The organism is Streptomyces sp. CA-278952, assembly GCF_028747205.1.
In the GTDB taxonomy this organism is placed as follows: Bacteria; Actinomycetota; Actinomycetes; order Streptomycetales; family Streptomycetaceae; genus Streptomyces.
Genome location: NZ_CP112880.1, coordinates 2,507,063 through 2,534,001, shown reverse-complemented (window position 1 = coordinate 2,534,001; position 26,939 = coordinate 2,507,063). Strand labels below are relative to the sequence as shown.

At 73.0% G+C, this 26,939-nt stretch carries 18 protein-coding genes; 12 read left to right on the top strand and 6 right to left on the bottom strand.

The window, feature by feature from the left end; all coding sequences use genetic code 11:
• Positions 1 to 34: 34 nt before the first annotated feature.
• From N7925_RS10935 to N7925_RS10925, 3 genes are all read right to left on the bottom strand, one after another.
• A complete protein-coding gene (locus N7925_RS10935; RefSeq protein WP_265599466.1) occupies positions 35 to 1,630 on the bottom strand; it encodes an alpha/beta hydrolase in 1,596 nt (531 codons plus the stop codon).
• Between the two features lie 117 nt (positions 1,631 to 1,747).
• Positions 1,748 to 3,340, bottom strand: a complete 1,593-nt coding sequence (locus N7925_RS10930; protein ID WP_274343745.1) for an alpha/beta hydrolase — start codon at positions 3,338 to 3,340, stop codon at positions 1,748 to 1,750.
• Between the two features lie 208 nt (positions 3,341 to 3,548).
• A complete protein-coding gene (locus N7925_RS10925; protein ID WP_274343744.1) occupies positions 3,549 to 6,398 on the bottom strand; it encodes a lysylphosphatidylglycerol synthase transmembrane domain-containing protein in 2,850 nt (949 codons plus the stop codon).
• A 221-nt stretch (positions 6,399 to 6,619) separates the two neighbouring features.
• Between N7925_RS10925 and N7925_RS10920 the strand changes: the two genes are divergently transcribed.
• The 5 genes from N7925_RS10920 to nudC all read left to right on the top strand — a co-directional run bounded on the left by N7925_RS10920 (position 6,620) and on the right by nudC (position 17,061).
• On the top strand, positions 6,620 to 7,210 hold the full coding sequence (locus N7925_RS10920; RefSeq protein ID WP_274343743.1) for an MGMT family protein: 591 nt from the start codon (positions 6,620 to 6,622) through the stop codon (positions 7,208 to 7,210).
• A 231-nt stretch (positions 7,211 to 7,441) separates the two neighbouring features.
• Positions 7,442 to 10,963 (top strand): ATP-dependent helicase, encoded by a 3,522-nt coding sequence (locus N7925_RS10915; protein ID WP_274343742.1) that lies wholly within the window; start codon positions 7,442 to 7,444, stop codon positions 10,961 to 10,963.
• 55 nt (positions 10,964 to 11,018) lie between these two features.
• Positions 11,019 to 14,504: an ATP-dependent DNA helicase gene (locus tag N7925_RS10910; RefSeq protein ID WP_274343741.1), complete on the top strand. Its 3,486-nt coding sequence runs from the start codon at positions 11,019 to 11,021 to the stop codon at positions 14,502 to 14,504.
• A gap of 10 nt (positions 14,505 to 14,514) precedes the next feature.
• On the top strand, positions 14,515 to 15,909 hold the full coding sequence (locus tag N7925_RS10905) for a dipeptidase (RefSeq protein ID WP_265599460.1): 1,395 nt from the start codon (positions 14,515 to 14,517) through the stop codon (positions 15,907 to 15,909).
• Positions 15,910 to 16,104: 195 nt separating this feature from the next.
• Positions 16,105 to 17,061 carry an NAD(+) diphosphatase gene (nudC, locus tag N7925_RS10900; protein WP_274343740.1) on the top strand — a complete coding sequence of 319 codons (957 nt, stop codon included), beginning with the start codon at positions 16,105 to 16,107 and terminating at the stop codon, positions 17,059 to 17,061.
• Positions 17,062 to 17,140: 79 nt separating this feature from the next.
• On the opposite strand, the gene N7925_RS10895 is transcribed toward nudC, so the two are convergent.
• Complete coding sequence (locus N7925_RS10895) at positions 17,141 to 17,395, bottom strand: glutaredoxin domain-containing protein (protein WP_006127421.1); 255 nt, start codon at positions 17,393 to 17,395, stop codon at positions 17,141 to 17,143.
• A gap of 260 nt (positions 17,396 to 17,655) precedes the next feature.
• Here N7925_RS10895 and N7925_RS10890 point away from each other — a divergent pair, with 260 nt between their 5' ends.
• From N7925_RS10890 to N7925_RS10870, 5 genes are all read left to right on the top strand, one after another.
• Positions 17,656 to 19,881, top strand: a complete 2,226-nt coding sequence (locus N7925_RS10890) for an ATP-dependent DNA helicase UvrD2 (protein WP_274343739.1) — start codon at positions 17,656 to 17,658, stop codon at positions 19,879 to 19,881.
• A 167-nt stretch (positions 19,882 to 20,048) separates the two neighbouring features.
• Positions 20,049 to 20,378: a hypothetical protein gene (locus N7925_RS10885; RefSeq protein WP_274343738.1), complete on the top strand. Its 330-nt coding sequence runs from the start codon at positions 20,049 to 20,051 to the stop codon at positions 20,376 to 20,378.
• A gap of 176 nt (positions 20,379 to 20,554) precedes the next feature.
• Positions 20,555 to 20,923 carry a WhiB family transcriptional regulator gene (locus tag N7925_RS10880; protein WP_007460056.1) on the top strand — a complete coding sequence of 123 codons (369 nt, stop codon included), beginning with the start codon at positions 20,555 to 20,557 and terminating at the stop codon, positions 20,921 to 20,923.
• Positions 20,920 to 21,279 (top strand): hypothetical protein, encoded by a 360-nt coding sequence (locus tag N7925_RS10875; RefSeq protein ID WP_274343737.1) that lies wholly within the window; start codon positions 20,920 to 20,922, stop codon positions 21,277 to 21,279. The genes N7925_RS10880 and N7925_RS10875 overlap by 4 nt, the downstream gene beginning before the upstream one ends.
• Before the next feature lie 97 nt (positions 21,280 to 21,376).
• Positions 21,377 to 21,580 (top strand): hypothetical protein, encoded by a 204-nt coding sequence (locus N7925_RS10870; protein WP_265599455.1) that lies wholly within the window; start codon positions 21,377 to 21,379, stop codon positions 21,578 to 21,580.
• A gap of 20 nt (positions 21,581 to 21,600) precedes the next feature.
• On the opposite strand, the gene N7925_RS10865 is transcribed toward N7925_RS10870, so the two are convergent.
• Positions 21,601 to 23,064 (bottom strand): ABC1 kinase family protein, encoded by a 1,464-nt coding sequence (locus tag N7925_RS10865; protein WP_274343736.1) that lies wholly within the window; start codon positions 23,062 to 23,064, stop codon positions 21,601 to 21,603.
• 64 nt (positions 23,065 to 23,128) lie between these two features.
• Positions 23,129 to 24,289, bottom strand: a complete 1,161-nt coding sequence (locus tag N7925_RS10860; RefSeq protein WP_265599453.1) for a ThiF family adenylyltransferase — start codon at positions 24,287 to 24,289, stop codon at positions 23,129 to 23,131.
• Positions 24,290 to 24,551: 262 nt separating this feature from the next.
• On the opposite strand from N7925_RS10860, the gene N7925_RS10855 reads away from it, so the two are divergent.
• Together N7925_RS10855 and N7925_RS10850 are read left to right on the top strand one after the other, a co-directional pair.
• Positions 24,552 to 25,175: a M48 metallopeptidase family protein gene (locus tag N7925_RS10855; protein WP_274343735.1), complete on the top strand. Its 624-nt coding sequence runs from the start codon at positions 24,552 to 24,554 to the stop codon at positions 25,173 to 25,175.
• 120 nt (positions 25,176 to 25,295) lie between these two features.
• Positions 25,296 to 26,933 carry a TerD family protein gene (locus N7925_RS10850; protein ID WP_274343734.1) on the top strand — a complete coding sequence of 546 codons (1,638 nt, stop codon included), beginning with the start codon at positions 25,296 to 25,298 and terminating at the stop codon, positions 26,931 to 26,933.
• Positions 26,934 to 26,939 lie beyond the last annotated feature (6 nt).

Genomic DNA, 26,939 nt, shown 5'->3' with positions numbered 1-26,939 from the left:
CTCCGTGTGCCGCCCCTCCGTGTGTCCGGCCGGGCTAGGAGCAGGTCTTCCCGTCCTCGGGGACCTTCCCGTCCAGGAAGTAGTCGTCGATCGTCGAGGTCACACAGTCGTTGCCGCCATAGGCCCCGTGCCCCTCGCCCTTGTTGGTCAGCAGGATGCCGACGCCCTTGCCCAGCTCGTCCGCCATCCGCCGCGCCCCCTCGTACGGGGTCGCCGGGTCGCCGGTCGTCCCGACGACCAGGATCGGGCCCGCGCCAGGCGCGCTGGTCTCCGGTGTCTCGTGCTCCCCCTCGACCGGCCACTGGGCGCACCAGCCCACGGTGTCCCAGGCCAGGAACGGGCCGAAGACCGGTGACAGCTTCCGGAACTCCGGCAGCAGCGCACGGGCCTCGTCCACGGTGGGACGGGACGCCGAGTCGGCGCAGGAGATCGCCCGCTGCGAGTGGCTCTGGGTGTCGTAACGCCCCTGCTCGTCACGGCCGTTGTACGAGTCGGCGAGCCGGAGCAGACCATTGCCCGTTCCGGCGTTCTCCGCCTCGTCGAGCGCGGCCGTCAGGGCGGGCCAGCCCGACTCGGAGTACAGCGGGGTGACGATGCCGGTGATGGCGAGCGATTCGCTCAGTTCGCGGCCCGAGTCGGTCGGCAGTGGGCTCCGGTCGATGCGGGCCAGCAGCCGGGCGATGCGCTCGGAGCCCGCCTCCGGGTCCTGGCCGCGGTCCTCGAGGTAGTTCTCCAGGGCGCGTTGGAAGCCCGTGGTCTGGTTGCGGGCGTGCCCGGTTCCGTCGGCCGTCGGGTCGACGACCGCGTCCAGCACGGTACGTCCCACCGTGTGCGGGAAGAGGTGCGCGTACGTTCCGCCCAGCTCCGTACCGTAGGAGAAGCCGAAGTAGGACAGCTTCTCGTCGCCCAGGACCTCGCGGATCAGGTCCATGTCGCGGGCGGCGTTGACCGTGCCGACGTGCGGCAGGATCGCGCCCGAGCGGCGCTCGCAGCCGGCGCCGAAGTCCGCGGCGTCCTCGATGAACGCCGTCTCCTCGGCCGCCGTGTCCGGAGTCAGGTCGACGCTCCGGTGGGCCTGCTCCTGCTCCTTGTCGGTGCGGCAGCGCACCCCGGCGCTGGCCGCGACCCCGCGCGGGTCGAAACTCACCAGGTCGTAGCGGGAGTTGAGCTTCGCGTACGTGTCGGCCGAGCGCGGCAGTGTTCCGACGCCGGATCCGCCGGGGCCGCCGAAGTTGAAGAGCAGCGAGCCGAGCCGCCGCCCCTTGTCACGGGCCTCCTTGCGGACCAGCGCGACGGAGAGCGTCTCCCCCGACGGCTCCGCGTAGTCCAGCGGTACGTCCACGCTCGCGCAACGCCAGGCGGAACCGGGGGCCTCGCCGGCCCCCGGGGCCGGGCAGCGCTTCCAGTCGAGGCGCTGCGAGGTGAGGGCGGAGGGCAGCTCCGGTGTCCTGGGGGCGTCCTTGAGGTCCGTCGGCCCGGGCGCGGCGGAGGCGTCGGCGGGACGGCCGCCCGCCGGATCGCTCGCGTCCGGCTCCGAACGCAACAGGCCGCAGCCGGCGAGCACTCCCACCGCGAGGAGGGCTGCTCCTGTCGAGACGGCGGCCCGCTGGGCACGACGGTGCGCACGCATGATCCGGCTTCCCTCCCCTGGGGGGCGTCCTGCCCGAAGCCGGTGGTGACGCGTCGGGCGGCTGTGATGTGCGGCCATGCTAACCGCCTTGCGAGACACGGGAGTCGGGGGCCGGGGTCACCCGCAGACGGTGCCGGACTTCGGCACCGTACCGTTCAACAGATAGCCGTCGACCGTCCGTTGGACACACGCGTCCTTGCTGTTGTACGCCCCGTGCCCCTCGCCCTCGTAGGTGAGCTCGACGCCGACGCCCTTGCCCAGCTTCTCCACCATCGCCTTCGCGCCCGCGTACGGGGTCGCCGGGTCACCGGTGTTGCCGATGACCAGGATCGGGGCGGAGCCGGGGGCACGCACGTCCGGGGTCTTCCAGGCGCCCGCCACCGGCCAGCCGGTGCAGCTCATCAGGCCCCAGCCCAGGTAGTCCCCGAACAGCGGGGACGCCTTGCGGAACGCGGGCAGCGCCGCCTTCGTCTGCTCCAGGGAGAACCGCTGCGAGCTGTCCGCGCAGTTGATGGAGATGTTGGCGGCGTTGGAGTTGTCGTACTGCCCGTCCTCCGAGCGGCCGTTCAGCGAATCGGCCAGGGCGAGGAGCAGCCCGCCGTTCCCGCCGCCCGCCTCGTCCAGGCCCTGTTCCAGCAGCGGCCAGGTCTCCTTGGAGTACAGGGCGGACGCGATGCCGGTGGTGGCCAGCGTCTGCGTCAGCGCCCGGTCGCCGAGTCCGTCGACGGGCTCCTCCTCCAGCTCGGCCAGCAGATCGGCGATGCCCTGCTCGACCTCCTGCTGGGTGGCCCCGGGCAGCGCGCAGTCGTCGCGTTCCGCGCAGTCCTTCGTGAAGTTGTCCAGGGCCAACTGGAAGCCCTGGGCCTGGCCGATGGCGGACTGCTCGGCGTCCTTCGTGGGGTCGACCACCGCGTCGAAGACCGCCCGGCCGACCTTGTCGGGGAAGAGGTGGGCGTAGACGCCGCCCAGCTCGGTGCCGTACGAGATGCCGAAGTAGTGCAGCTTGTCGTCGCCCAGCACCGTGCGCATCAGGTCCATGTCGCGGGCGGCGTTCGTCGTGCCCACGAAGGGGAGTTCGGGGCCGGAGTTCTCCTCGCAGTCCGCGATGAAGTCCTTCTGCCCCTGGACGAACTGCTTCTCCTCGGCCGCGTCGTCCGGGGTGGAGTCCTCCTGGTAGAAGGCGTCGAGCTGGGCGTCGTCGGCGCACTCGACGCCCTCGCTGCGGCCGACCCCGCGCGGGTCGAAGCTCACCAGGTCGTACCGGGTGCGGAGCTTGTCGTACTCGGTGCCGAACGCGGGCAGCGTAGCGACGCCGGACGCGCCGGGTCCGCCGAAGTTGAACACCAGCGAGCCGATCCGCCGCTTCTGCTCCTTGGCCTTCGCCCGCACCAGCGCCAGTTCGATCGTGCGGCCGTCCGGCTCCGCGTAGTCGAGGGGCACGTCCATGAAGGAGCACTCCCACACCACACCGCCGGGCAGCGGCGACGGCGACTCGCCGCCGCCCTGGGCCGAGTTCGGGGGCGGGCACGGGGACCATTCGAGCTGCTGCGAAGCCAGATCGTCGGCGGTGGAGGACGGAGAGGCGGTCGAGGCCCCGGTGGGCGTCGAGGACCCCTCCCCGTCACCGTCGTCCGAACAGGCGGCCAGCGGCAGCAGCACGGTGGCGGTGGCGGCGAGGGCGGCGGCACGCAGGGCGGGGGAAGTCCTCATGTCCCCATCGTGCGGCGGGGCGCCGGGGAGCGCGGCCGGGCACGGTCCATGCGGGTGGCGGAGGCCCGCTCCCGCCGCCGGGCCACGCTCGGCCACAGCTCGCCCGCGGGGGCCCGGCGGCGGGTCCGCTCACCCGGCCCGGGCCTCCGGCTACAGCTCGCCCGCGGGGGCCCGGCGGCGGGTCTGCTCGCCCGGCCCGGGCCTCCGGCTACAGCTCGCCCTTGCGGGTGAGCTGGTTGAAGGCGATCCACCCCGGCAGCACCGGCAGCCACAGGGTCATCACGCGGTAGAGCAGCACCGCAGGCGCCGCGACCTCCGCCGGCAGGCCGACCGCGATCAGGCCGAGCGTCAGCGCGCCCTCGACCGCGCCCATTCCGCCCGGGGTCGGGGCCGCCGAGCCGATCGCGTTCCCCGCCAGGAAGACCACCGCGATGCTCGCGTAGCTCAGCTGGGGCACGTTTGGGCCGCTGAACGCCCGGATCGAGGCGTCCAGACAGAGCACGAACAGGCCGGTCAGCAGCAGCATGCCGCTGATGCCCGTCAGCAGCTTCTGCGGCCGCTGCACCACGTCCAGCATGCGCGGCACGACCCCGGCGAACAGCGAGCGCACCCGCGTCACCACGAACTTCCGCAGGAACGGGACCGCCGTCACCACCAGCACCAGCACCGCGACCGTCAGCAGACCGGCGATCACCGTCCGGGACGGGGTCAGCGAGTCCGGGGTCCGCTCCGTCCCGGTGAGGTATCCGAACAGCGCCAGCAGCATGATGTGGGCGCCGAGCCCGAAGAGCTGCGAGGCCCCGACGCTCGCCACCGCGAGCCCGGGGCGCACCCCGGCGCGCTGGAGGAAGCGGGTGTTCAGGGCCACGCCCCCGATGGCGGCCGGCGCGACGATCTTCACGAACGAGCCGGCCACCTGCGCCTGCACGGTCTTCGAGAACGGCACCCGCTCCGGGACGAAGCCCAGCAGACTCATCGCCGCCGCCACGTAGCTCAGCGCCGAGAAGCCGAGGGCGGCCGCCACCCAGCCCCACTCCGCCTGCTCCACGACCACCCCGAAGTTCGCCTGGGTGACCTGCGAGATCAGGAAGTACGCGGCAATGGCCCCGGCGATGAAGCTGAACAGGGTGCGCGGTTTGATGCGCTCCAGGCGGACCGGTTCGACCGGGGCCTGCGGACGGATCAGCAGCACCTGACGCCGGATCTGGGCGAGCAGATCCTCCTCGCGGGCCTCCTCCAGCGCGTCGTCCACGGCGCGCTTCTCGGCCTGCTTCTCGGTGCGCAGCGACTTGCGCTCCGCCTTCTGGTCCGCCTTGAGGTCTGCCTTGGGGCTCGTCCTGGGGCCCGCCTTCTGCTCGGCCTTCGGGTCCGCGCCGAGATCCGGGAGAGTCCCCCCGGCGGACTCCGCCGCGGACTCCCCATCGGACTCCGCGGCGGCCTGCGCCTTCGCCTGCTTGGCCGCCTGCGAGGCCTCCACCGCCGCTTCCCGCTCGCGCTGCGAACGCTCGCGGGCGATCCGGCGCAGCGTCGCCCGGGTGGAGCGGCTCAGCGCGATCGGCTGGAGCAGCGGCAGACAGTCCGCCACCGCGTCCGGGCCGAGCACGGCCAGCGCCCCGGCGACCGACCGCTCGGCCCCCACCCGCAGCCCCAGCGTGGTCAGCAACTGGGCCACGTCCATCCGCAGCACCAGATCACCGGCGGCGATCTCACCGCCGCGCAGATCCGTCACGAACGCCCTGCCGGAACGATCCACCAGGAGCGCGTCACCGGTCAGCCTGCGGTGGGCGATCCGACGTGACTGGAGGGCCTTCACCTGACGCCAGGTGCCGCGCACCAGATCGTCGGTGATCTCCTCGTCCTCCATCGAGTCCAGCGTCCGGCCGCCGATGTGCTCGTAGACGAGCATCACCGCGTCGGGGCCCAGCTCCGAGGTGGCGATCAGCTTGGGGGCGTTCGCCCCGGCGGCGATGGCCGCGTACGCGAGCAGCGCCTCCTGCTCCAGTGCCTGGCGCAACGACTGGATCGAGCGCCGCTGGGTGATCCCGCGCAGCGTGAGCCGACGCCAGGCCCGGTAGAAGAACCCCTGGGCCTGCTGTTCCCGGTCGACGACGGTGACGTCCAGCGGGGGGCCGTCCTCCAGGGTGACCAGATAGCGCCGCCCCCGGTCGTTCTGGTCGGCGTGGTCCTGGGCGTCCTCGGTACGCATCGCCGCGACCGGACGGAAGCCCACGTGCCGCAGCCCCGCCATCAGGTGCTGGCCGGTGGGGCGGACGTTCGGCGAGCCGACCGCGTACAGCGTCCCGTACGCCACGGTCCAGCCGATCAGCACGGTGAGGATGATCGAGAACGGGGTGGTGTACCCGCCCACCAGCATCGCGAACGCGTCGAGCAGCAGGACCACCCACAGCACCACGCGCCAGCGAGGCCGCCGTGCCATCCCGACCGCCGTCATGTACGCGATGACCGGCGCGAGATAGCCGTGCACCGGGTCGGTCAGCCCGCCGGCCGTCTGCGGCTGGGTCAGCGCGTCCTGGATGGTGCCGGGCGCGGACCGCGAGACCCAGAGGTCGGTGGCGAGCGTCACCCCGTGGGCGAGCACGGCCGCGAGCACACCGTCCGCGATGCGCAGCCCGTCGCGTTTGATGAGGCGTTCGATGGCGAAGGCGACGGGCACCAGCAGCACGGCGATGCTGGACACCAGACCGGCGATCTTGATCAACAGATCGGGCGCCTGTTCGGTGCCCTTGGAGATGTCGTCCTCCAGGCCGGTGGTGGTGCCCTGGGCGAACGCGGCGATCGAGAACAGGACCGCGATCGCGAGCACCCCGATGAGCAGCCGCATCAGGTCGGAGGGGCGGTGCACCCGGGCGGGGAGCAGCGGCTCGTCGCCGGAGACCCGGTCGGTCAGAGCGGCCTCGGCCGAGGCCAGGGTGGAGCCGGCCGGATGTCCGGTGGTGGACGCCGTGGGGCCGTCGGCACGGGGCGCTCCGGAGGACTCGGAATCACCCTGAGGGCGCTCCCCGGCATCGGAGGCGTCCGCCGCCTTCGGTGGCTGCACGCCCTGCTCCTTCATCGCCTCTGGTCCGTCTTCGTGTTCTGGTATCACCGGTCACCGCCCGCATGATGGTGGCACGGCCCGTAGACAGAGGAGGGCATCAGGGTGCATCGCACGGGCGCGGGAAGCGCAACATACGCTCCTTTCCACCCGTGCGCACGCGGTGTGCCCGGACGGTTACCGTTCCGGCCGGGCTGTCGGTGGCGTACGGCAGGATGGGGCGGATGAGCCAGGACCAGACGGACGAGGGCGGGTCCGGCACCGCCCCTACCGGCACCGCCCCTACCGGCGCCGAACTGCCGGAGTACGCGGAGCGCGTCCTCGATGTGACCGACCTGATCCCACCCGGCCGGGTGATGACGTACGGCGACATCGCGGAGTGGCTGGGCGAGGGCGGACCCCGCCAGGTCGGCCGGGTCATGGCGCTGTACGGATCGGCCGTGCCGTGGTGGCGCGTCGTCCGCTCCGACGGGACCCTGCTCCCCACCCACGAGCTGCGGGCGCTGGACCACTACCGCGCCGAGGGCACCCCGCTGCGCGAGGCGTCGCACCGGGCGGAGGGCCATATCCCGCGCATCGACATGCGGCGCGCCCGCTGGGACGGTGGCGTGCGACCGGACGGCGGCGGCGGTGAGAGCGGGCGGACGGGGGCCGCGCCTGACGAAGGGCGCGGTGCGGGCGGTGACGCCGGCGGTGACGTCAGCGGTGACCCGCGTGGTGCGGGGGGTGAGGCGCGTGGTGCGGGCGGTGACGTCGGCGGCGCGGGCGGCCGGGGCGGCCGTGCGGGCGGTCGGGGCGAGAAAGCTCACACCTGACAGCTTCCGCCATCGGCCCCCGGCGGATACGGCCCCACGCGGCAGCGCACGTGACGGCGGCAGCGCACGTGACGAGCGACGCGGCACAGCCGCTGCCTCCCGTGCCGTCGCTGGCGTAGCGTCGTCATCGCGCGGCACGCTCCGCCCCTCCCCTCTTTCCCGTCTGCACCGACCCCGTCCCTCATCCATCACTCGTACACCCGCGTACACCCACCAGGACCGGCGATCCACGTGAGCTCCTCCTCCACCCGGCACAGTCCGCACCGTGAGTCACGGCCGCGGACCACGGGTGCGTACCGCCTGGTCCGCACTCCGCCCGGTTCCGTGGATCCCCCCCTCCTGGACGCAGGCCAGCGCACGGTGGTTGACCACCCGGGCGGCCCGCTGCTGGTCCTCGCCGGGCCCGGCACCGGAAAGACCACCACCCTCGTCGAATCCGTCGCCGCGCGGGTCAACCGGGGCACCGACCCCGCCCGCATCCTTGTCCTCACCTTCAGCCGCAAGGCCGCCGTCGAGCTGCGTGACCGGATGGCCGCCCGCCTCGGGGCGGCCCGGGGACCGCAGGCCACCACCTTCCACTCGTACTGCTACGCCCTGGTCCGGGCCCACCAGGACGCCGATCTGTTCGCCGATCCGCTGCGCCTGCTGTCCGGACCCGAACAGGACGTCACCGTCCGCGAGCTGCTCGCGGGCCAGCTCGACCTGGAGAAGGAGGGCCTGGCCCACGTCCGCTGGCCGGACGAGCTGCGGTCCTGCCTGACCACCCGCGGCTTCGCCGACGAGGTGCGCGCCGTGCTCGCCCGCAGCCGTGAACTGGGCCTCGGCCCGGACGCGCTGGCCGCCTTCGCCCGCCGCACCGGCCGCCCGGACTGGACGGCGGCGGCCCAGTTCCTCGCCGAGTACCTCGACATCCTCGACGCCCAGGGCGTCCTGGACTACGCCGAGCTGGTGCACCGCGCGGTCCTGCTCGCCGAGCGCCCCGAGGTGGCGGAGCGGCTGGCCGGGAGCTACGACGCGGTGTACGTCGACGAGTACCAGGACACCGACCCGTCCCAGGTGCGCCTGCTGCACGCGCTGGCGGGCAACCGGGGGCGCGCGCCGGGGTACGCCGAGGAGCGCGGGGCGACCGCGCGCGGCGGGCGGACGCTGGTCGCCTTCGGCGACCCCGACCAGTCGATCTACACGTTCCGGGGCGCCGACGTGAACGGCATCCTCGACTTCCCGGACACCTTCCGCCGGGCGGACGGGGGGCCAGCGCCCGTGGGCGTCCTCACCACCTCCCGCCGCTCCGGGGCCGGACTGCTCGCGGCGACCCGGCTGCTCACCCGCCGGATGCCGCTGACCCGGCTGCCCGCCGACATGGTCCGCGCCCACCGCGACCCGGCCGCCGTCCGGGACGGCGGCCAGGTCGAGACGTACACCTACCCGACCGCGTCCACGGAGCTGGAGAACATCGCGGACCTGCTGCGCCGCGCCCACCTGGAGGACGGGGTGCCGTGGCGGGAGATGGCCGTGCTGGTACGGGCCGGAGGCCGCTCGCTGCCCGCCGTGCGCCGCGCCCTCACCTCCGCCGGAGTCCCCCTGGAGGTCGACGGCGACGACCTGCCGCTGCGCCATGAACCGGCCGTCGCCCCCCTGCTGACAGCGCTGCGGACGGTGGCCGCGGCGGCGCTGCACACTGCCCGCGCCGACAAGGAGCTGCACACCGTCCGCGGCGGCGAGGAGCCGCACACCGTCCGCGCCGACAAGGAGCCGGACACCGCCCGCGCCGACGAGGAGCTGCACACCGTCCGCGGCGGCGAGGAGCTGCACACTGCCCGCGGTGACGCGGAGCCGGACACCGCCCGCGCCGACGAGGAGCCGGACGAAGCGGAGGCCCCCTGGCTCGACTCCGAGACCGCCCTCACCCTTCTCACCTCCCCGCTCGGCTCCATGGACGCCGCCGACCTGCGCCGCCTCGGCCGGGCCCTGCGCGACGAGGAGCGCGCCGCCGGGATCAGGGTGCCCGCCCCCTCCGACGCACTGCTGGCCCGCGCCCTCGCCGAGCCGGAACGACTCGTCACCCACGACCCGGCGTACGCCCACGGCGCGCAGCGCCTCGGCGCGCTCCTGCGCAAGGCCCGCGAACTCCTCGAAGGCGGCGGCACCGCCGAGGAGGCCCTGTGGGCCCTGTGGAACGGCACCCCCTGGCCCGGCAGGCTGGAGCGGGCCGCGCTGCGCGGCGGGGCGGGCGGGCGCAACGCCGACCGCGATCTCGACGCGGTGTGCGCCCTGTTCGAGACGGCCGCCCGCGCCGAGGAGCGCACCGGCGGGCGCGGGGCCCTCAACTTCCTCGAAGAGGTCGACGCCCAGGACATCGCCGCGGACACCCTCTCGCGGCGGACCGCCCGCCCCGACGCCGTACGCCTGATGACCGCCCACCGGTCCAAGGGCCTGGAGTGGCGGCTCGTCGTCGTCGCCGGGGTCCAGGAAGGCGTCTGGCCCGACCTGCGCCGCCGGGGCTCCCTCCTGGAGGCCGACCGGATCGGCCGCGACGGACTCGCCGAACCCCTCACGCCGGGGGCCCTCCTCGCCGAGGAACGCCGGCTTTTCTACGTCGCTGCCACCCGCGCCCGCGACCGCCTCGTCGTCACCGCGGTGAAGGCCCCCGCCGACGACGGCGACCAGCCCTCCCGCTTCCTGACCGAGCTGGGCGTCGAACCCCGCGACGTCACCGGCCGACCCCGCCGCCCCCTCGCCGTCGCCGCGCTCGTCGCCGAGCTGCGCGCCACCACGGTCGACCCGGCCGCCTCCGACGCGCTGCGCGAGGCCGCCGCCCACCGCCTCGCCCGGCTCGCCGCGCTCACCGACGACGAGGGGCAGCCGCTGGTGCCCGCGGCCCACCCGTACCGCTGGTGGGGCCTGGAGGAGCCGACCCGCTCCGCCGTTCCCCTCCGCGACCGCGACCAGCCCGTCACCCTCTCCGGCAGCGCGCTGGACCAGCTCGCCAACACCTGCGCCCTCCAGTGGTTCCTGGGCCGCGAGGTGAAGGCCGACGCCCCGGCCACCGCCGCCCAGGGGTTCGGCAACGTCGTCCACGTACTCGCCGACGAGGTCGCCTCCTCCCGTACCCCCGCCGACCTGGACGTCCTCATGGAACGCCTGGACTCCGTGTGGAACGGCCTCGCCTTCGACGCCCCCTGGAAGTCCGAGCAGGAGAAGGACCACGCCCGCGCCGCCCTGGAACGCTTCCTGCACTGGCACGTCCTGGACCGGGGCGGCCGGACGCCCACCGCGAGCGAGCACGACTTCGACGTGACGCTGGAGGCGGGCGAGTACACCGTCCGCATCCGGGGCTCGATGGACCGGGTCGAACAGGACGCCGAGGGCCGGGCGTACGTCGTCGACTTCAAGACCGGCAAGGGCGCGCCCACCAAGGACGAGGTCGCCGCCCACCCCCAGCTCGCCGTCTACCAGCTCGCCGTCCGCGAGGGCGCGGTCGACGAGGTCTTCGACGGCCACCGCCCCGAGCCGGGCGGAGCCGAGCTGGTCCAGCTCCGTCAGCCCGCGCCCAAGAAGGAGGGCGGCGACGCCTTCCCCAAGGTCCAGGCCCAGGAACCGCTGGCGGGGGAGTGGGTCTCCGGCCTGCTCGCCACCGCCGCCGGAAAGGTCCTGGACGAACGCTTCACCCCCACCACCGGCACCCACTGCGCCCACTGCGCCTTCCGCGCCTCGTGCAGCGCGCAGCCGGAAGGCCGGCAGGTGGTGGAGTAGGGCCTTTCGTGGGCATCGGCCCGGGTTGTCAGTGGCTCCGGTTACCGTTTCTCACGTGTCCCCACGTATCACCGATCCCGAGCAGCTCAAGGAGCTCCTCGGGATCCCGTTCACCCCGGAGCAGACGGCCTGCATCACCGCGCCGCCCGCCCCGCAGGTGATCGTGGCCGGGGCCGGGTCGGGCAAGACCACGGTGATGGCGGCCCGCGTGGTCTGGCTGGTCGGCACCGGACAGGTCGCGCCGGAGCAGGTCCTCGGCCTCACCTTCACCAACAAGGCAGCCGGCGAGCTGGCCGAGCGCGTCCGCAGGGCGCTCATCGCCGCCGGGGTCACCGACCCCGACGTCATCGACCCGGACAACCCCCCGGGCGAACCCACCATCTCCACCTACCACGCCTTCGCCGGCCGCCTCCTCACCGAGCACGGCCTGCGCATCGGCCTGGAGCCGACCACCCGCCTCCTCGCCGACGCCACCCGCTACCAGCTCGCCGCGAAGGTGCTGCGCGAGGCCCCGGGCCCCTATCCGGCGCTCACCCGGTCCTTCCCCACCCTGGTCAGCGATCTCCTGGCGCTCGACGGGGAGCTGTCCGAACACCTCGTCGGGCCCGGCGCGCTGCACCGCCACGACACCGAGCTGCTGAGCGCCCTGGAGCACACGAAACTCAGCAACGCCGACCTCCGCAAGATCCCCGAGGCCGCCGAGGCCCGCCGCTCCCTCCTCGGTCTCACCGAGCGCTACCGAACCGCCAAGCGCAGCCGCGACCTGCTGGACTTCGGCGACCAGATCGCCCTCTCCGCCGAGCTGGCCCTGACCCGGCCCGAGGTCGGGAAGATCCTGCGCGAGGAGTTCCGGGTGGTCCTCCTCGACGAGTACCAGGACACGTCGGTGGCCCAGCGGCTGCTGCTCTCCGCGCTGTTCGGAGCCGGCCCGGACACCGCCGCCACCGGCCACGCCGTCACCGCCGTGGGCGACCCCTGCCAGGCGATCTACGGCTGGCGCGGCGCGTCCGTCGCCAACCTCGACGACTTCCCCGAGCACTTCCCGCATGCCGACGGTACCCCCGCCACCCGCTACAGCCTCAGCGAGAACCGGCGCAGCGGCGGCCGGCTCCTCCAGCTCGCCAACAGTCTCGCCGGACCCCTGCGGGCGATGCACGAGGGCGTCGAGGCGCTGCGCCCCGCCCCGGGAGCCGAGCGGGACGGCATGGTCCGCTGCGCCCTGCTGACCACGCACACCCAGGAGATCGACTGGCTCGCCGACTCCCTCGCCCACCTCGTGCGCACCGGCACCCCGCCGGGCGAGATCGCCGTCCTGTGCCGCACCGCCGGGGACTTCCCCGAGATCCAGGCGGCGCTGGTCGCCCGGGACATCCCGGTCGAGGTCGTCGGCCTCGCCGGGCTGCTCCACCTGCCCGAGGTCGCGGACCTGGTCGCCGTCTGCGAGGTCCTCCAGGACCCGGGGGCCAATGCCTCCCTGGTCCGCCTCCTCACCGGACCGCGCTGGCGCATCGGCCCCCGTGACCTCGCGCTCCTGGGCCGCCGCGCCCGCCTCCTCGTGCACCGGGCCGGCCACGCGGACGACGCCGACCCGGACCAGCGGCTCGCGGACGCGGTCGAGGGCACGGACCCGGCCGAGGTGATATCGCTCGCGGACGCGCTGGACACCTTCCTGGTCGTGGGGGACGCGGCCGACGACGGGCTGCCGTTCTCCGCCGAGGCACGCGTCCGCTTCGCCCGCCTCGCCCGCGAGCTGCGCGACCTGCGACGCTCGCTCGCGGACCCCCTGATGGACGTCCTGCACCGGGTCCTGGCCACCACCGGCCTCGAGGTCGAGCTGTCCGCGTCCCCGCAGGCGCTGGCCGCCCGCCGCCGGGAGACCCTCGCCAACTTCCTGGACACCGCGGCCCGGTTCGCCTCCCTGGACGGCGAGGCGACCCTGCTCGCCTTCCTCGGCTTCCTGCGGACCGCCGCGCAGTACGAGAAAGGCCTCGACAACGCGCTGCCCGGCGGCGAGAACACCGTCAAGGTCCTCACCGCCCACAAGTCCAAGGGCCTGGAATGGGACGTCGTCGCCGTACCCGGACTGGTCACGGGCCAGTTCCCGAGCGACCGGGCCCGCGAGGCGTGGACCGCCCAGCCCCAGGTGCTCCCGCACGCCCTGCGCGGCGACGCGGAGACGCTCCCGGCCCTCGACACGCACGACGGCCTCGACGCCAAGGGGATCAAGGCGTTCAAGGCGGAGATGAAGGAGCACCAGCACACGGAGGAACTGCGCCTCGGCTACGTCACCTTCACCCGCCCCCGCACCCTGCTCCTCGGCTCCGGCCACTGGTGGGGCCCGACCCAGAAGCGGACGCGGGGCCCGTCCGCCTTCCTCGACGCGCTGTACGAGCACTGCGCGGCGGGCCACGGCGAGATCGAGGCCTGGGCGGACGAGCCCGCGGAGGACGAGGAGAACCCGGCCCTCGCGGACCGGGACGCCGACCTGGCCTGGCCGCTCCCGCTGGACGCCGACGCCCTCGCCCGCCGCCGCGCCGCCCGGGACACGGTGCTGGCCCACCTGGAACGGCTGGCCACCGGTGAGCCTGCGCACGAGCCCGATGAGGCACCGGCCGATGACACACCGGCCGACGAGGAACTGCCCGACGAGGAGCCGTTCGACGCGGAGCCGCTCGACGAGGAGCCGCTCGACGAGGACTGGGACTGGGACGCGCTCCCCACCGAACGCCCCCCGGGCGCACCCGGGACGGCACCGGACCCGGCACCTGACACCGCACCGCACCCGCCCCCGCACATCCCGGCCGCCCGCCACCCCCAGGAGGCTGGTCCCGCGGAACGGCTCACCCCCGAGGAGGCCCGCACCCTCGCCTCCTGGGACCGGGACCTGGACTCCCTGGCCGGGGAGCTGCGCCGCGCCCGCGCCACCGTGCGCGAGGTCCTCGTGCCCGCCGCGCTCTCCGCCACCCAGCTGCTGCGCCTGGCCGAGGACCCCGACGCCTTCGCCCGGGAGCTGGCCCGGCCCATGCCCCGCCCGCCCCAGCCCGCCGCCCGCCGGGGCACCCGGTTCCACGCCTGGGTGGAGTCGCGGTACGAGGAACTGCCGCTGCCCATGCTCGGCCCCGACGAACTGCCCGGGGGCGACGAGAGCGACGCGGAGATCGCCGACGAGCGGGACCTCGCCGAGCTGAAGGAGGCGTTCGAGCGCACCGCGTACGCCCGGCGCACGCCGTACCGGGTGGAGACCCCGTTCCAGATCACCCTGGCGGGCCGCGTGATCCGGGGCCGGATCGACGCCGTCTACCGCACGGGCGACCAGTACGAGATCGTCGACTGGAAGACCACCCGCCACCGCACCGCCGACCCGCTCCAGCTCGCCGTCTACCGGCTGGCCTGGGCCGAACTGCACGATCTGCCGCTCGAAGAGGTCACCGCCACCTTCCTCTACGTACGCAGCGGGGAGACCGTCCACCCGCAGGGACTGCCCGGCCGGGCCGAGCTGGAGCGGATCCTGCTGGACGAGCCGGCCCCCGGGGACGGATAGGCTCAAGAGCATGAGCGAGACCCCGGACAGCGCCGTCCGTACGTACACCGAACAGCACCGCGCAGCCTTCCTCGACGACCTCGCGGAGTGGCTGCGCATCCCGTCCGTCTCCGCGCAGCCGGAGCACCACGGGGACGTACGGCGCAGCGCGGAGTGGCTGAGCGCCAAGCTCGAGGAGACCGGCTTCCCGGTCACCGAGATCTGGGAGACCCCCGGAGCGCCGGCGGTCTTCGCCGAGTGGCCCAGCGAGGACCCTCACGCCCCGACGGTCCTGGTCTACGGCCACCACGACGTGCAGCCCGCCGCCCGCGAGGACGGCTGGGCGACCGACCCGTTCGAGCCGGTGATCCGGGACGGCCGTATGTACGGACGCGGCGCGGCCGACGACAAGGGCCAGGTGTTCTTCCACACCCTCGGGGTCCGCGCCCACCTCGCGGCGACCGGCCGCACCACCCCCGCCGTCCACCTCAAGCTGCTGATCGAGGGCGAGGAGGAGTCGGGCTCCCCGAACTTCCGCGCCCTGGCCGAGCAGCGGGCGGACCGGCTCGCCGCCGACGCGGTGATCGTCTCGGACACGGGCATGTGGGACGAGGACACCCCGACCGTCTGCACCGGCATGCGCGGCCTCGCGGAGTGCGAGATCGAGCTGTACGGCCCCGCCCAGGACATCCACTCCGGATCGTTCGGCGGAGCCGTCCCCAACCCGGCCACCGAGATCGCCCGCCTCGTCGCCGCCCTCCACGACGCGGACGGCAAGGTCGCGATCCCCGGCTTCTACGACGGGGTCACCGACCTCACCGACACCGAGCGGGCCCTCTTCGCCGAGCTGCCCTTCGACGAGGCCACCTGGCTGCGCACCGCGAAGTCGGGGGCCGCGGCCGGCGAGGCCGGGTACTCCACGCTGGAGCGCGTCTGGGCCCGCCCCACCGCCGAGGTCAACGGCATCGGCGGCGGCTACCAGGGCGCCGGCAGCAAGACGATCATCCCCTCCTCGGCCCTGGTGAAGATCAGCTTCCGGCTGGTCGACGGCCAGGAGCCCGACCGCGTACAGCAGGCCGTCCGGAGCTGGGCCGAGTCCCGTATCCCGGCGGGCGTCCGCCACCGGATCGCCTTCCAACCGTCTACCCGCCCCTGCCTCACCCCGCTGGACCACCCCGCCCTGAAGGCGGTGGCCCGCGCGATGGGCCGGGCCTTCGGGAAGAAGATCCTCTTCACTCGCGAAGGAGGCTCCGGGCCCGCCGCCGACCTCAGGGACGTGCTCGGCGCGCCCGTCCTCTTCCTCGGCATCTCCGTACCCTCCGACGGCTGGCACGCCCCCGACGAGAAGGTCGAGCTCGACCTGCTGCTCAAGGGTGTGGAGACGACCGCCCACCTGTGGGGCGAGCTGGCCACGGCACTGCGCTGAAATGCCCGCAACTGCTGAACGCTCGGAACCATCGAACGCCCGGGGAACCGCTGAACGCCCGGAACCGCCGAATGCACGGACCCGCCGCATGCCCGGACCTGCTGAACGCCCGGAACCGGAACTCCGCTGAATCCTCTGCACACCCTCCACGTACCTGTGCACACCCGATCCACCCAGGGGGAGTAGGAAGCACCTGTGAGCACCTTCGACAACGCCACCGCAGACCGCCCGATCGGCCTCACCGCGCCGAGCGGCATCGACCGCGCGGCACACCACCGCCTCGACGAGGCGTGGCTGGCCGTGGCGTGGAGCCACCCGACGACCCGCGTCTTCGTCGTCTCCGGCGGGCAGGTGCTGATCGACGACACCCCCGACGGGGGCACCGAGATCGTCATGACCCAGGCCTTCGAGGCCCCGGTCACCGAGACCCACCGGTATTTCCTCGGCACCGACGAGAACGGCGTCAGCTACTTCGCGCTCCAGAAGGACTCGCTGCCCGGCCGCATGGACCAGTCGGCCCGGCCCGCGGGGCTCCGCGAGGCGGGACTGCTCCTCGGCCCCCGCGACGCGGGCCTGATGGCGCACGCCGTCGCCCTGGAGAACTGGCAGCGGCTGCACCGCTTCTGCTCCCGCTGCGGCGAGCGCACCGTCATCGCGGCGGCCGGCCACATCCGCCGTTGCCAGGCGTGCGGCGCCGAGCACTACCCGCGCACCGACCCGGCGGTCATCATGCTGGTCACCGACGACCAGGACCGGGCCCTGCTGGGCCGCCAGGTGCACTGGCCGGAGGGCCGCTTCTCCACCCTCGCCGGGTTCGTCGAGCCGGGGGAGTCGATCGAACAGTCCGTGGCCCGCGAGGTCTACGAGGAGGCCGGGGTCACCGTCGGCGAGGTCGAGTACATCGCCAGCCAGCCGTGGCCGTTCCCCTCCAGCCTGATGCTCGGCTTCATGGCGCGGGCGACCACCTTCGACATCACCGTCGACGGCGAGGAGATCGAGGAGGCCCGGTGGTTCTCCCGCGAAGACCTCACCGCCGCGTTCGAGTCCGGCGAGGTCATGCCCCCGTTCGGCATCTCGATCGCGGCCCGCCTGATCGAGCTCTGGTACGGCAAGCCGCTCCCGAGGCCCGGCAGCGCGAAGCGGACCGACTGAGCACCCCCGGACACACCACTGCCCCCGGCGGTGCCGGGGGCAGTGGTACGCGCGACGGGCGGTCGTCCATCGGCCGGGATCAGGCGGCGAGCGCCTGCTTCACCTGGGCGAGGGACGGGTTCGTCATGACCGACTCGGTGCCCGAGGGGGCCACGATCAGCAGCGTGGGGACCGTCTGGTTTCCGCCATTCGCCTTCTCGACGAACGCGGCCGACTCCGGGTCGTGCTCGATGTTGACCTCGTTGTACGCGATGCCCTCGCGGTCCATCTGGCTCTTCAGCCGACGGCAGTAGCCGCACCAGGTGGTGCTGTACATCGTCACAGTGCCCGCCATGTCGCTGGCGCTCCTTCGTCTCGTCCGTACGCTGCGCGGCCGGCAGCGTCACTCGCGGTCAGGCCGCTGTCGCGGCCCTTCCGTATGGATAAGGAACGTACGGGACGCGGCCACCATTCCCACCACGCCCCCGTACCGGCCGTCCGGCCCTCGTACCGGCCCTCGTACCGGCCCCCGTGCCTCGGTAGCCGGTACGACGAATACCTCACCCCTGTGGACAACCGCCGCATCCGCCCCCTGGGACCTGGCAGCATGGCGGGGTGACAGCAGCAACGCACTCCACCCTCTTCCCTCAGGTCCCCGAGACCCCGGACGCCGTGCTCGACGGGCTCGACCCCGAGCAGCGCGAGGTGGCTCTGGCCCTGCACGGACCGGTGTGCGTGCTGGCCGGAGCCGGTACGGGCAAGACCCGCGCGATCACGCACCGCATCGCGTACGGGGTGCGTGCGGGCATCCTCCAGCCGGCCACCGTGCTCGCCGTCACCTTCACCAACCGGGCCGCCGGAGAGATGCGCGGCCGCCTGCGCCAGCTCGGCGCGACCGGCGTCCAGGCGCGGACCTTCCACTCCGCCGCCCTCCGCCAGCTCCAGTATTTCTGGCCGAAAGCAGTCGGTGGCGAGCTGCCCCGGCTGCTGGAGCGGAAGGTGCAGCTGGTCGCCGAGGCCGCCGCCCGCTGCGAGCTCCGGCTCGACCGCAACGAGCTGCGGGACGTCACCAGCGAGATCGAGTGGGCCAAGGTCACCCAGACCGTCCCCGCCGACTATCCGGCGGCCGTCGCCAAGACCCAGCGGGACGCCCCCCGCGATCCGGCGGTCCTCTCCCAGATCTACTCCACGTACGAACAGCTCAAGCGCGACCGCTCGGTGATCGACTTCGAGGACGTGCTGCTGCTCACCGTCGGCATCCTCCAGGACCGGAGCGACATCGCCGAGCACGTGCGCGGCCAGTACCAGCACTTCGTCGTCGACGAGTACCAGGACGTGAGCCCGCTCCAGCAGCGGCTGCTCGACCTCTGGGTCGGGGACCGGGACGATCTCTGCGTCGTCGGCGACGCCAGCCAGACGATCTACTCCTTCACCGGGGCCACCCCGGACCACCTGTTGAACTTCCGCACCCGCCACCCCGGGGCGACCGTGGTCAAGCTGGTGCGGGACTACCGCTCCACCCCCCAGGTCGTCCACCTCGCCAACGGCCTGCTGAGCCAGGCCCACGGCAAGGCGGCCGACCACCGGCTGGAGCTGGTCTCGCAGCGCGACAAGGGGCCCGAGCCCGTCTACGCGGAGTATTCCGACGAGCCCACCGAGGCCGAGGGCACCGCCCGGCTGATCCGCGATCTCGTCGCCGCGGGCGTGCCGGCCGGCGAGATCGCCGTCCTCTACCGCGTCAACTCCCAGTCCGAGGTCTACGAGCAGGCACTCGCGGACGCCGGGGTGCCCTACCAGCTGCGCGGCGCCGAGCGGTTCTTCGAGCGGGCCGAGGTCCGCGAGGCGGGCACCGCCCTGCGCGGCGCGGCCCGCGCCGGAGGCAACGACTCGCTCCTCGACGGTGCGGAGGACCTGGCCGCCCAGGTGCGGGCGGTGCTCTCCACCAAGGGCTGGACCAGCCGGCCGCCCGCCGGGTCGGGAGCCGTGCGCGACCGCTGGGAGTCGCTGGCCGCGCTGGTGCGCCTCGCGGAGGACTTCGAGACGGCCAAACCGGGGGCGACCCTGACCGACCTGGTCCGGGAGCTGGACGAGCGGGCGGCTGCCCAGCACGCCCCGACGGTCCAAGGGGTGACCCTGGCCTCGCTGCACTCGGCGAAGGGCCTGGAATGGGACGCCGTGTTCCTGGTCGGCCTCACCGAGGGCATGATGCCGATCGCCTACGCCAAGACCGACGAGCAGGTCGAGGAGGAGCGGCGCCTGATGTACGTCGGCATCACCCGCGCCCGCGTCCACCTCTCGCTCTCCTGGGCGCTGTCCCGGTCACCGGGCGGCCGCGCGAGCCGACGGCCGACCCGCTTCCTGAACGGGCTGCGCCCGGGCTCGACGGCCTCGGGCGCGCGGAGCGGGGCCGGCGGGGCCGGCGGCGTCGGAGGGATCGACCGGGGGACCGGCCGGTCCGCCGTCGGGCGGACCCCGGCCGTCGAGCGCAAACCCAGGAGCCCGGTGCGCTGCCGGGTCTGCGGACGCACGCTCACCGACGCGGGCGAGATGAAGCTGATGCGCTGCGAGGAGTGCCCCTCGGACATGGACGAGGCGCTGTACGGGCGGCTGTACGACTGGCGCGCCGCCCAGGCGGCCCTGCTGGGGCAGCCGGACTTCTGCGTGTTCACCGAGAAGACGCTCATGGCGATCGCCGAGGCCGTGCCGTCCACCGAGGGCGAGCTGGTCGTCATCGCCGGCGTCGGCAACCGGAAGCTGAGCCGCTTCGGCACCGATGTTCTGGCCATCTGCGCAGGTGAGGCGATGGATGGCGAGTCCGAGGAGGGCGCGGACGAGACCTGAGTGAAACTCGTCCAGAAAATAGTTTGCGCCCGCCCCAGTCGTCACCATAGGTTCTTAACCACGGGAACAGCGACTTCTCTGAAGCCCTGAATCCGTGCTGTACTTATCCGAATACGCAGGACCGGTCCCGGCCGGTCCCCCTGAGACGCCGAGAGGAGGCGATTGAAGTGATCAGCATCATCGAAACCCAGAAAATGACCGATCTCTCGGTCGTCTCCGCCTGCTCGCTCGGCCTCACCCGCTCCTCGGTTGCCTCGCTTCGCGCCACCGGTCTGTCCGGCGTCTCCGCCGTCCGTCCGCTGTCCCTGGTGAGCCTCCCTGTGACGCGGGAGCGTAATGAGCGACCGATCGAGGCACCGGCGGCAGCAGTAGCGAAGGCAGCACAGGCTCAGGCCTATGCCTTTGCGGCAGCCGGTGCCGGAGCCGATAAGCAGACGCAGCACCACCGCACGATGTGGGCCTTCCGTGGGCCTGAACCCTGGAGCGATCCAGCCTGATCCAGCATCAGGCCGGCGCCTTCAGGGCCGCGGAACCCCACTCGGGATCCGCGGCCCTTTTGTTTTGTCCGAACGGACGGGACGGAGCGAAGGAGCCTCGGGACAAGCAGGACCTGGTACCAGCAGCCGCCAACCGGCCAACAGGCCGGCACGACCAGACGAGGACACCACCCACCGTGCACATCGAAACGCACGCCCCGTCAGTACCGCTTTCCACCCCGATCTCGCCGCCCGGCTCCACGGAGGACTCCGCCTTGACCCCGCTCACCACGCTCACCGCGCTCGACGACGCCATCGAGAACCTCGGCGTACCCGTCCCCTGCCGTTCCTACGACCCGGAGGTCTTCTTCGCCGAGTCGCCCGCCGACGTCGAGTACGCCAAGTCCCTCTGCCGCACCTGCCCGCTCGTCGAGGCCTGCCTCGCCGGGGCGAAGGACCGCCGCGAGCCGTGGGGCGTCTGGGGCGGCGAGCTCTTCGTCCAGGGCGTCGTCGTGGCCCGCAAGCGTCCGCGTGGCCGTCCGCGCAAGAACCCGGTCGCAGCGTGACCGCGACCTGTGGGGTCCCCGCCCCCCCACGCAGGCTCCGCCTCGGAACGATCGACCGTCCCCAGACCCATGACCCCCGGAATCAGGCACCGATGATCACCCCCACGAAGGAGCCCGTCGGCTCCGCCACCCCCGACGTCACCATCATCGGCGCGAACGACTCGCGTCAGAACAGGACCCGCGAAATGCAACTCATCCCAGAAGCCATGGCGCGTGCGCATATGCGCGACCGCCTGCGGGAGGCCCAGGAGGACCGCCAGTCGGCCCGCCTGATCGCCGCCCGCCGGATGCAGCGCCGAGCGGAGCGCGCCTCGCTGCGCGCCCGCCGCGCGCTGGCCATGGCGGTCATGCACTGACCGTGCACCATCACGTCACCGCGGGGCCGTCCGGACACGGACGGCCCCGCGGTGCGTTGTACCGCCGCCCATCCGGTCACGGGGATATCGTCAGAAGGTGGACGAGGAGACCCATCCCCCCGAACAACCCGCCGCACACAGCGTGGTGTGCGCCCGCTGCGGCACCGCAGCCGAGGGCGACGCAGCCCCTTTGACCTGGCTCTGTTCCGTGGAGGACGGACATCGTCTCCTCTTCTGCGAGGGCTGCGCCCGCCTCCACCTCCGCGCGATCGAGAGCCGCCTCGACTCACTCTGGTGGTGACCGAGGCTCCCTGACCTCTCCTACCCCTGAACGGGCTCCCCCTCCGGCTCGCCCTCCTCCTCGGCGTACTCCGTCCCCTCCACCTCGGCGTCCTCCTCGGCGTCCTCCGCGAGGAACCCCGGCAGCCACGCCTCGAGCTCGTCGCGCAGCCGGACCGTCGCGCCCAGCTGGCACAGCACCCCGATCGTGCTGAGCGTCACCCGGTGGATGAGGACGTAGGAAGGCGGGAGATTCAGCTGCCGGCCGAGCTGATGGGCGGGGGAGCGCGGATCGGCTATCCGGGCCGCCTGTTCACGGATCCAGCCCCGGCTGAAGGTGAACTCCTCCACCTGCGTGGGCTCGATGATCGGGAGCAGATAGTCGAGCACCGCGTCCGGGTCCAGGTCGATCGACTCCTTCACGAAGCCCTCTTCCCGCAGCAGCCCGTAGACCCCCGCCGCGTCGCCCTCCAGCGTCAGCCGCAGGGAGTCGCCGATGGTCCGCGGCAGCCCGCCCGGCAGCCGGTCGACCGTGCCGAAGTCCAGCACCCCCAGCCGCCACGACCCGAACGAACCGCCGGCCCCCTCCGTATGCTCCGCGCCCTCCGTATGCTCCGCGCTCTCCGGCGCCGGGGGCAGCAGCCGGAAGTTGCCCGGATGCGGGTCGGCGTGCAGCAGGCCGGTGCGTGCCGGACCGGAGAAGAGGAAGCGGGCCAGCAACTGTCCCGCACGGTCCCGCTGTTCCGCCGTCCCCTCCGCGATGACCTCGGACAGCGGGATCCCGTCGATCCACTCCGTCACCAGCACCTGGTCGGACTGGTGCACCACCTGAGGAACCACCACATCCGGGTCATCCTCGAACTCCGCCGCGTGCTCCTGCTGCGCCCGGGCCTCCAGCTCGTAGTCCAGCTCCTCCGAAACCCGGTTCCGCAGCTCCTTGATCAGTGGCTTGACGTCCATCCCCGGGACCAGCGGGCCGAGCAGCCGGGCGAAGCGGCTGAGCTGGGCGAGGTCGGAGAGCAACGCTTCTCCCGCGCCGGGATACTGCACCTTCACCGCGACCTCGCGGCCGTCGTGCCACACCGCCCGGTGCACCTGCCCGATCGAGGCGGCAGCCGCCGGCGTGTCCTCGAACTCCAGGAAGTACTCCCGCCAGTCCTCCCCGATCCGTGTCGCGAGAACCCCGTGGACCGTGCGCGCGGGCAGTGGCGGCGCGGCCTCCTGGAGCTTGGTCAGCGCGGCCCGATACGGGCCGGCGACCTCCTCGGGCAGGGCCGACTCGAAGACGGAGAGGGCCTGGCCCAGCTTCATGGCCCCGCCCTTCAGCTCGCCCAGGGTCTTGAACAACTGGTCCGCCGTGCGCTGCTGCACCTCACGGGCGACCAGCTCGGCCGACTTTCCACCGATCCGCTTGCCCAGACCCCATGTGGCACGGCCGGCGAAGCCGAGCGGAAGCGCGGCCAGCTTGGCCGTACGCGTAACCGCCTTCCGGGGAAGATCAGACATGTGCCCCTCCAGTTCCCAGACTGCCGTGCCGCTCGTGCCTCCGGGATCTCTCCGGCGACGGCGGTCACCCCGCCATTGTGTCCTGCGCCGGAAGAGCCCCGGAGGGCCGTTCCCTCATAGCGCCCCCGGCCGCCCCGCAGGAGCAGTCCGCATGCGGGCCGATCGGCTCGGAACGCCAGTCCAGCAAGGGCAGAGCGGCCTCCCAGCGAGCTCCGGTACAGGCGGGGAGGTCCCCGTCCAGAAAGGCCAGGGCATGTGCCGCGGCGAGACCGGCGACCGCCGTCGCGAGCCCCAGATCGCAGGCGGGCACGGCTCCCCGCCGCCCGGAACGCCACTGCGCCAGCATCCGGGGCCACTGCGGATCCCGGTCCGCGCGGTGCAGCTCCAGGCAGCCCGCGCACCCGGTGCCCCCGGGGAGAACGAGAGGCCCGACCACCCCGGTGGCCTCGATCACACCCGCATAGAGATGGGGAGTGCCCGACGCGATCCAGGGACCGGCCGTGTCCGGGACGGGCGCGTACACCGCGAGGCCGTCCCGGGGAGCGACGACGATCAGGGACAGACCGGGCTGCCCGGCGCTCCCCGGCAGGTCGGCCGCCGCTCCGTCCGTCCTCGCCTGCCGGGGAGCGGGCCCGGGCGCGCACCGGCGGACGAGCCGGCGGGCCGCCACGTCGCGCCGTTCCCCCACGGCTGCCGGGGGAAGCCCCCCGGGCGCCACGTCCCAGTGCTCGGCCCGGCCCCCGTCGAGCACTTCCACGTGCCCCACTCCGGCGCCCGACAGCACCGAGGCGATGGAGGCCCCGACCCGGCCCGCTCCCCGAACCTGGACCCTCATCGCCCGCCGGGCCGCCATCCGGCGCGTGCCGCCGCCCGGCTCGGGACGGACGACGGACAGGGAGGCCACATCCGGACGCTGGCGGTCCATCACCTCGGCGCGCCGGCACAGGACATCGGCCCCCGGACCGGCCGACCGCGGGTCGTCCAGGAGCCCGGCCTCCGCCAACCGAGAGAGCAGAGTCTCCACATGACGCTCCGACAGGTCCAGGGCGCGGGCCTCCTCGTGCAGCAGCGGCAGCCCTCGCGTGCCGTCGAGCAGTTCCAGGAAGCTGCCCGTGGCGAGGTCCACCGGCCCGAGCGTCACGGCATGTGCGGGTGTCACACCGAATTGCACGGTGTTCCGTCCGCGCCAGGCGCGGCGCAGTGCGGGCTTCAGCATCGGATACATGACTTCTCCCCCCGAGCGGTGTCGCGGGCACAGCTGTGCCCACAGACCGGTTGATCCACGGGTCTATCCGCGGGACCTCTGCCAGAATGCGGGTCCGCCCCGAACCGCGCCCGGAGTTGTCCACAGGCGCAGGTCATTAGTCATTCAAGCCTTTGGTCGTTCAAGCGTGTGGTTGTGCGCCTGGTGCGTGCCGGGGCGCGGATCTCCGCGAACCGTTCCCGGGGGCGGGACTTCCCCCACGGACAGCGGGTAACGTCGTGGCGTGTCCGCCGACCCGTCGTCCGGCTTCGCCGGGGAGACCCCCGTGCCCAGCGCCGGAAGCCATCAGCGCAGCGCGGCAGCCCCTGCGGCCCGCGCTTCGGCGACGAGCGCGGTCGAGGTCCGCAGGAGCACCCGGCGCAGGAGAACGGTCTCCGCGTACCGCGAGGGCGACCGCACGATCGTGCTCATCCCCGCCCGGATGTCGGAGGCGGAGGAGCGGCGCTGGGTGGGCGTGATGCTGGACAAGCTCGCCGCCCAGGAGAACAAGCGCGTCCTGGGCGACACCGAACTCGTCGAGCGTGCCGGGCGGCTGTCCGCCCAGTATTTCGACGGTCGCGCCAGGCCCGTCTCGGTGCGCTGGGTGACCAACCAGAACACCCGCTGGGGCTCGTGCACCCCTGCCGAGGGCAGCATCAGACTCTCGCACCGGCTGCAGGGCATGCCGGAGTACGTGATCGACTACGTACTCCTCCACGAACTGGCACATCTGCTCGTTCCCGGACACGGTCCCGGGTTCTGGCGGCTGCTGGAGGCCTATCCGCGCACCGAGCGCGCCCGGGGGTACCTGGAGGGCGTCGTGGCGGCCGATCGGCTGCCCCACCTGCCCGCCGCCCGCGAGGAGTGACCGGGGCCGGTCGCTTTCGCCGATTCTGTACCGGGTGTGTACCGGCTTGGTCCGATGTCGTCGTTTGCGGTTAGCCTGACGCGACGCATTTACCTTCTGGATGGGGGACGGTCGTTACGCATGGCCAGGGAATTCCAACGCGGCCACAAGGCCAAGATCAGTGATCTCACGCCGGGGACGGATCTGTACGTAGGCGTGCAGATCGCGGCCCCGGGGCTGACTTTCGACATCAGCTGCTTCGGCCTCGACGCCCATGAGCAGCTCTCCGACGACCGGTACTTCATCTTCTTCAACCAGCCGAAATCGCCCGAGGAGTCCATTCAGCTCCTCGGCGCGCAGTCCGGTGACACCGAGTCCTTCCGCGTCACGCTCGACCGCATTCCGGCAGCCATCCAGAAGCTTTCCTTCACCGCGACGCTCGACGGTTCCGGGCAGATGTCCCAGATCGGTCCGGGATACATCCGCATCGTCGCGGGCGGCGAGGAAGTGGTGCGATACGCCTTCACCGGGTCGGAGTTCACCACCGAGCGCGCTGTGATGCTCGGTGACTTCTATCTGAAGGACGTCTGGCGCTTCGCCGCCGTCGGCCAGGGCTTCGACGGCGGTCTCGACGCGCTCCTGAAGAACTTCGGGGGCGAGGTCGCCGAGGAAGAGGCGCCGCCCGCCGCCGCCCCGGCCGCCGTTCCGGGATTCGCCCCGCCGGCCCAGGCCGTAGCGCCCCCCGCCTTCGGCGCGCCGCCGGCCGCCCCGGCTCCGCAGCCCGCACCGGCCTTCGGCGCCCCGTCCGCGCCCACGCCGCCGCCCGCACCGCAGCAGCCGATGCACGCGGCGCCGACGATCGCGGCCCCGCTGGCTCCCCAGACGCCGCGGGCGCCCCAGGCCCCGTCCCCGTACGGCCAGCCCCAGCAGCCGCACCAGCCGCACCAGCCCCAGTGGGGTCAGGTCCCCGGCCAGGGTGCGCCGCCCGCCGCTCCGTTCGGCCAGCAGGCCCCCGCTCCCTACGGCCAGTCGGCGCCGGCCCCGTACGGCCAGCAGCCCCCCGTCGGCATGCCGCCGGGTGTCCCGCAGGGCGTGCCCCAGGGAGTACCGGCCACGGGCGCGGGCCTCCAGGCGGCTCTGCAGCCGTACAAGGAGACCGCGACCGGGCAGCGCTGGACCCCGCAGAACCAGCAGCTCATGCGGGTCGACCTGACCATGGGCGGATCCGGGGTCCTGGCGCGCCAGGGCAGCATGGTGATGTACCAGGGCAAGGTGGACTTCGGCTACAAGAGCGCCGGGTTCGTCGGCCGCGCCGTGGGCAATGCCACCGGCCAGGAGATGCAGCTGATGCGCTGTACCGGCCGCGGCCAGGTCTTCCTCGCCGAGGAGGGCTCGCACCTGCATCCGATCGAGCTGCAGGGCGATGCCATCTGCGTCTCCGCCGAGAGCGTCCTCGCCTTCGACGAGTCCCTCCAGTACGAGGTCCGCAGGGTCGAAGGGCACGGCATCCCCGGCGGAGCCCTGTTCACCATGCAGTTCCAGGGCACCGGCACCGTGATCGTGAAGACCCACGGCACCCCGGTCGTCCTGCCGGTCACGCCCACCACGTTCGCCGACTGCAACGCGGTGGTCGCCTGGTCGGCCGCCTCCCAGGTGATCGTCTCCAGCCAGGTCCGGCTGCGCCGCAACGCCTACCCCGGGCACAGCGGGGAGACCGTGAACCTCCAGTTCCGGGGAGCCCCCGGCAACTTCATCGTCGTCCAGCCCTACGAGGTCTGAGGGAGC

Coding starts and splice junctions, on each gene's coding strand:
- N7925_RS10865 (WP_274343736.1), bottom strand. CDS start 23,064: ATGTCTGATCTTCCCCGGAAGGCGGTTACGCGTACGGCCAAGCTGGCC.
- N7925_RS10920 (WP_274343743.1), top strand. CDS start 6,620: ATGAGCCAGGACCAGACGGACGAGGGCGGGTCCGGCACCGCCCCTACC.
- N7925_RS10930 (WP_274343745.1), bottom strand. CDS start 3,340: ATGAGGACTTCCCCCGCCCTGCGTGCCGCCGCCCTCGCCGCCACCGCC.
- N7925_RS10895 (WP_006127421.1), bottom strand. CDS start 17,395: ATGGCGGGCACTGTGACGATGTACAGCACCACCTGGTGCGGCTACTGC.
- N7925_RS10935 (WP_265599466.1), bottom strand. CDS start 1,630: ATGCGTGCGCACCGTCGTGCCCAGCGGGCCGCCGTCTCGACAGGAGCA.
- N7925_RS10860 (WP_265599453.1), bottom strand. CDS start 24,289: ATGTATCCGATGCTGAAGCCCGCACTGCGCCGCGCCTGGCGCGGACGG.
- N7925_RS10905 (WP_265599460.1), top strand. CDS start 14,515: ATGAGCGAGACCCCGGACAGCGCCGTCCGTACGTACACCGAACAGCAC.
- N7925_RS10850 (WP_274343734.1), top strand. CDS start 25,296: ATGGCCAGGGAATTCCAACGCGGCCACAAGGCCAAGATCAGTGATCTC.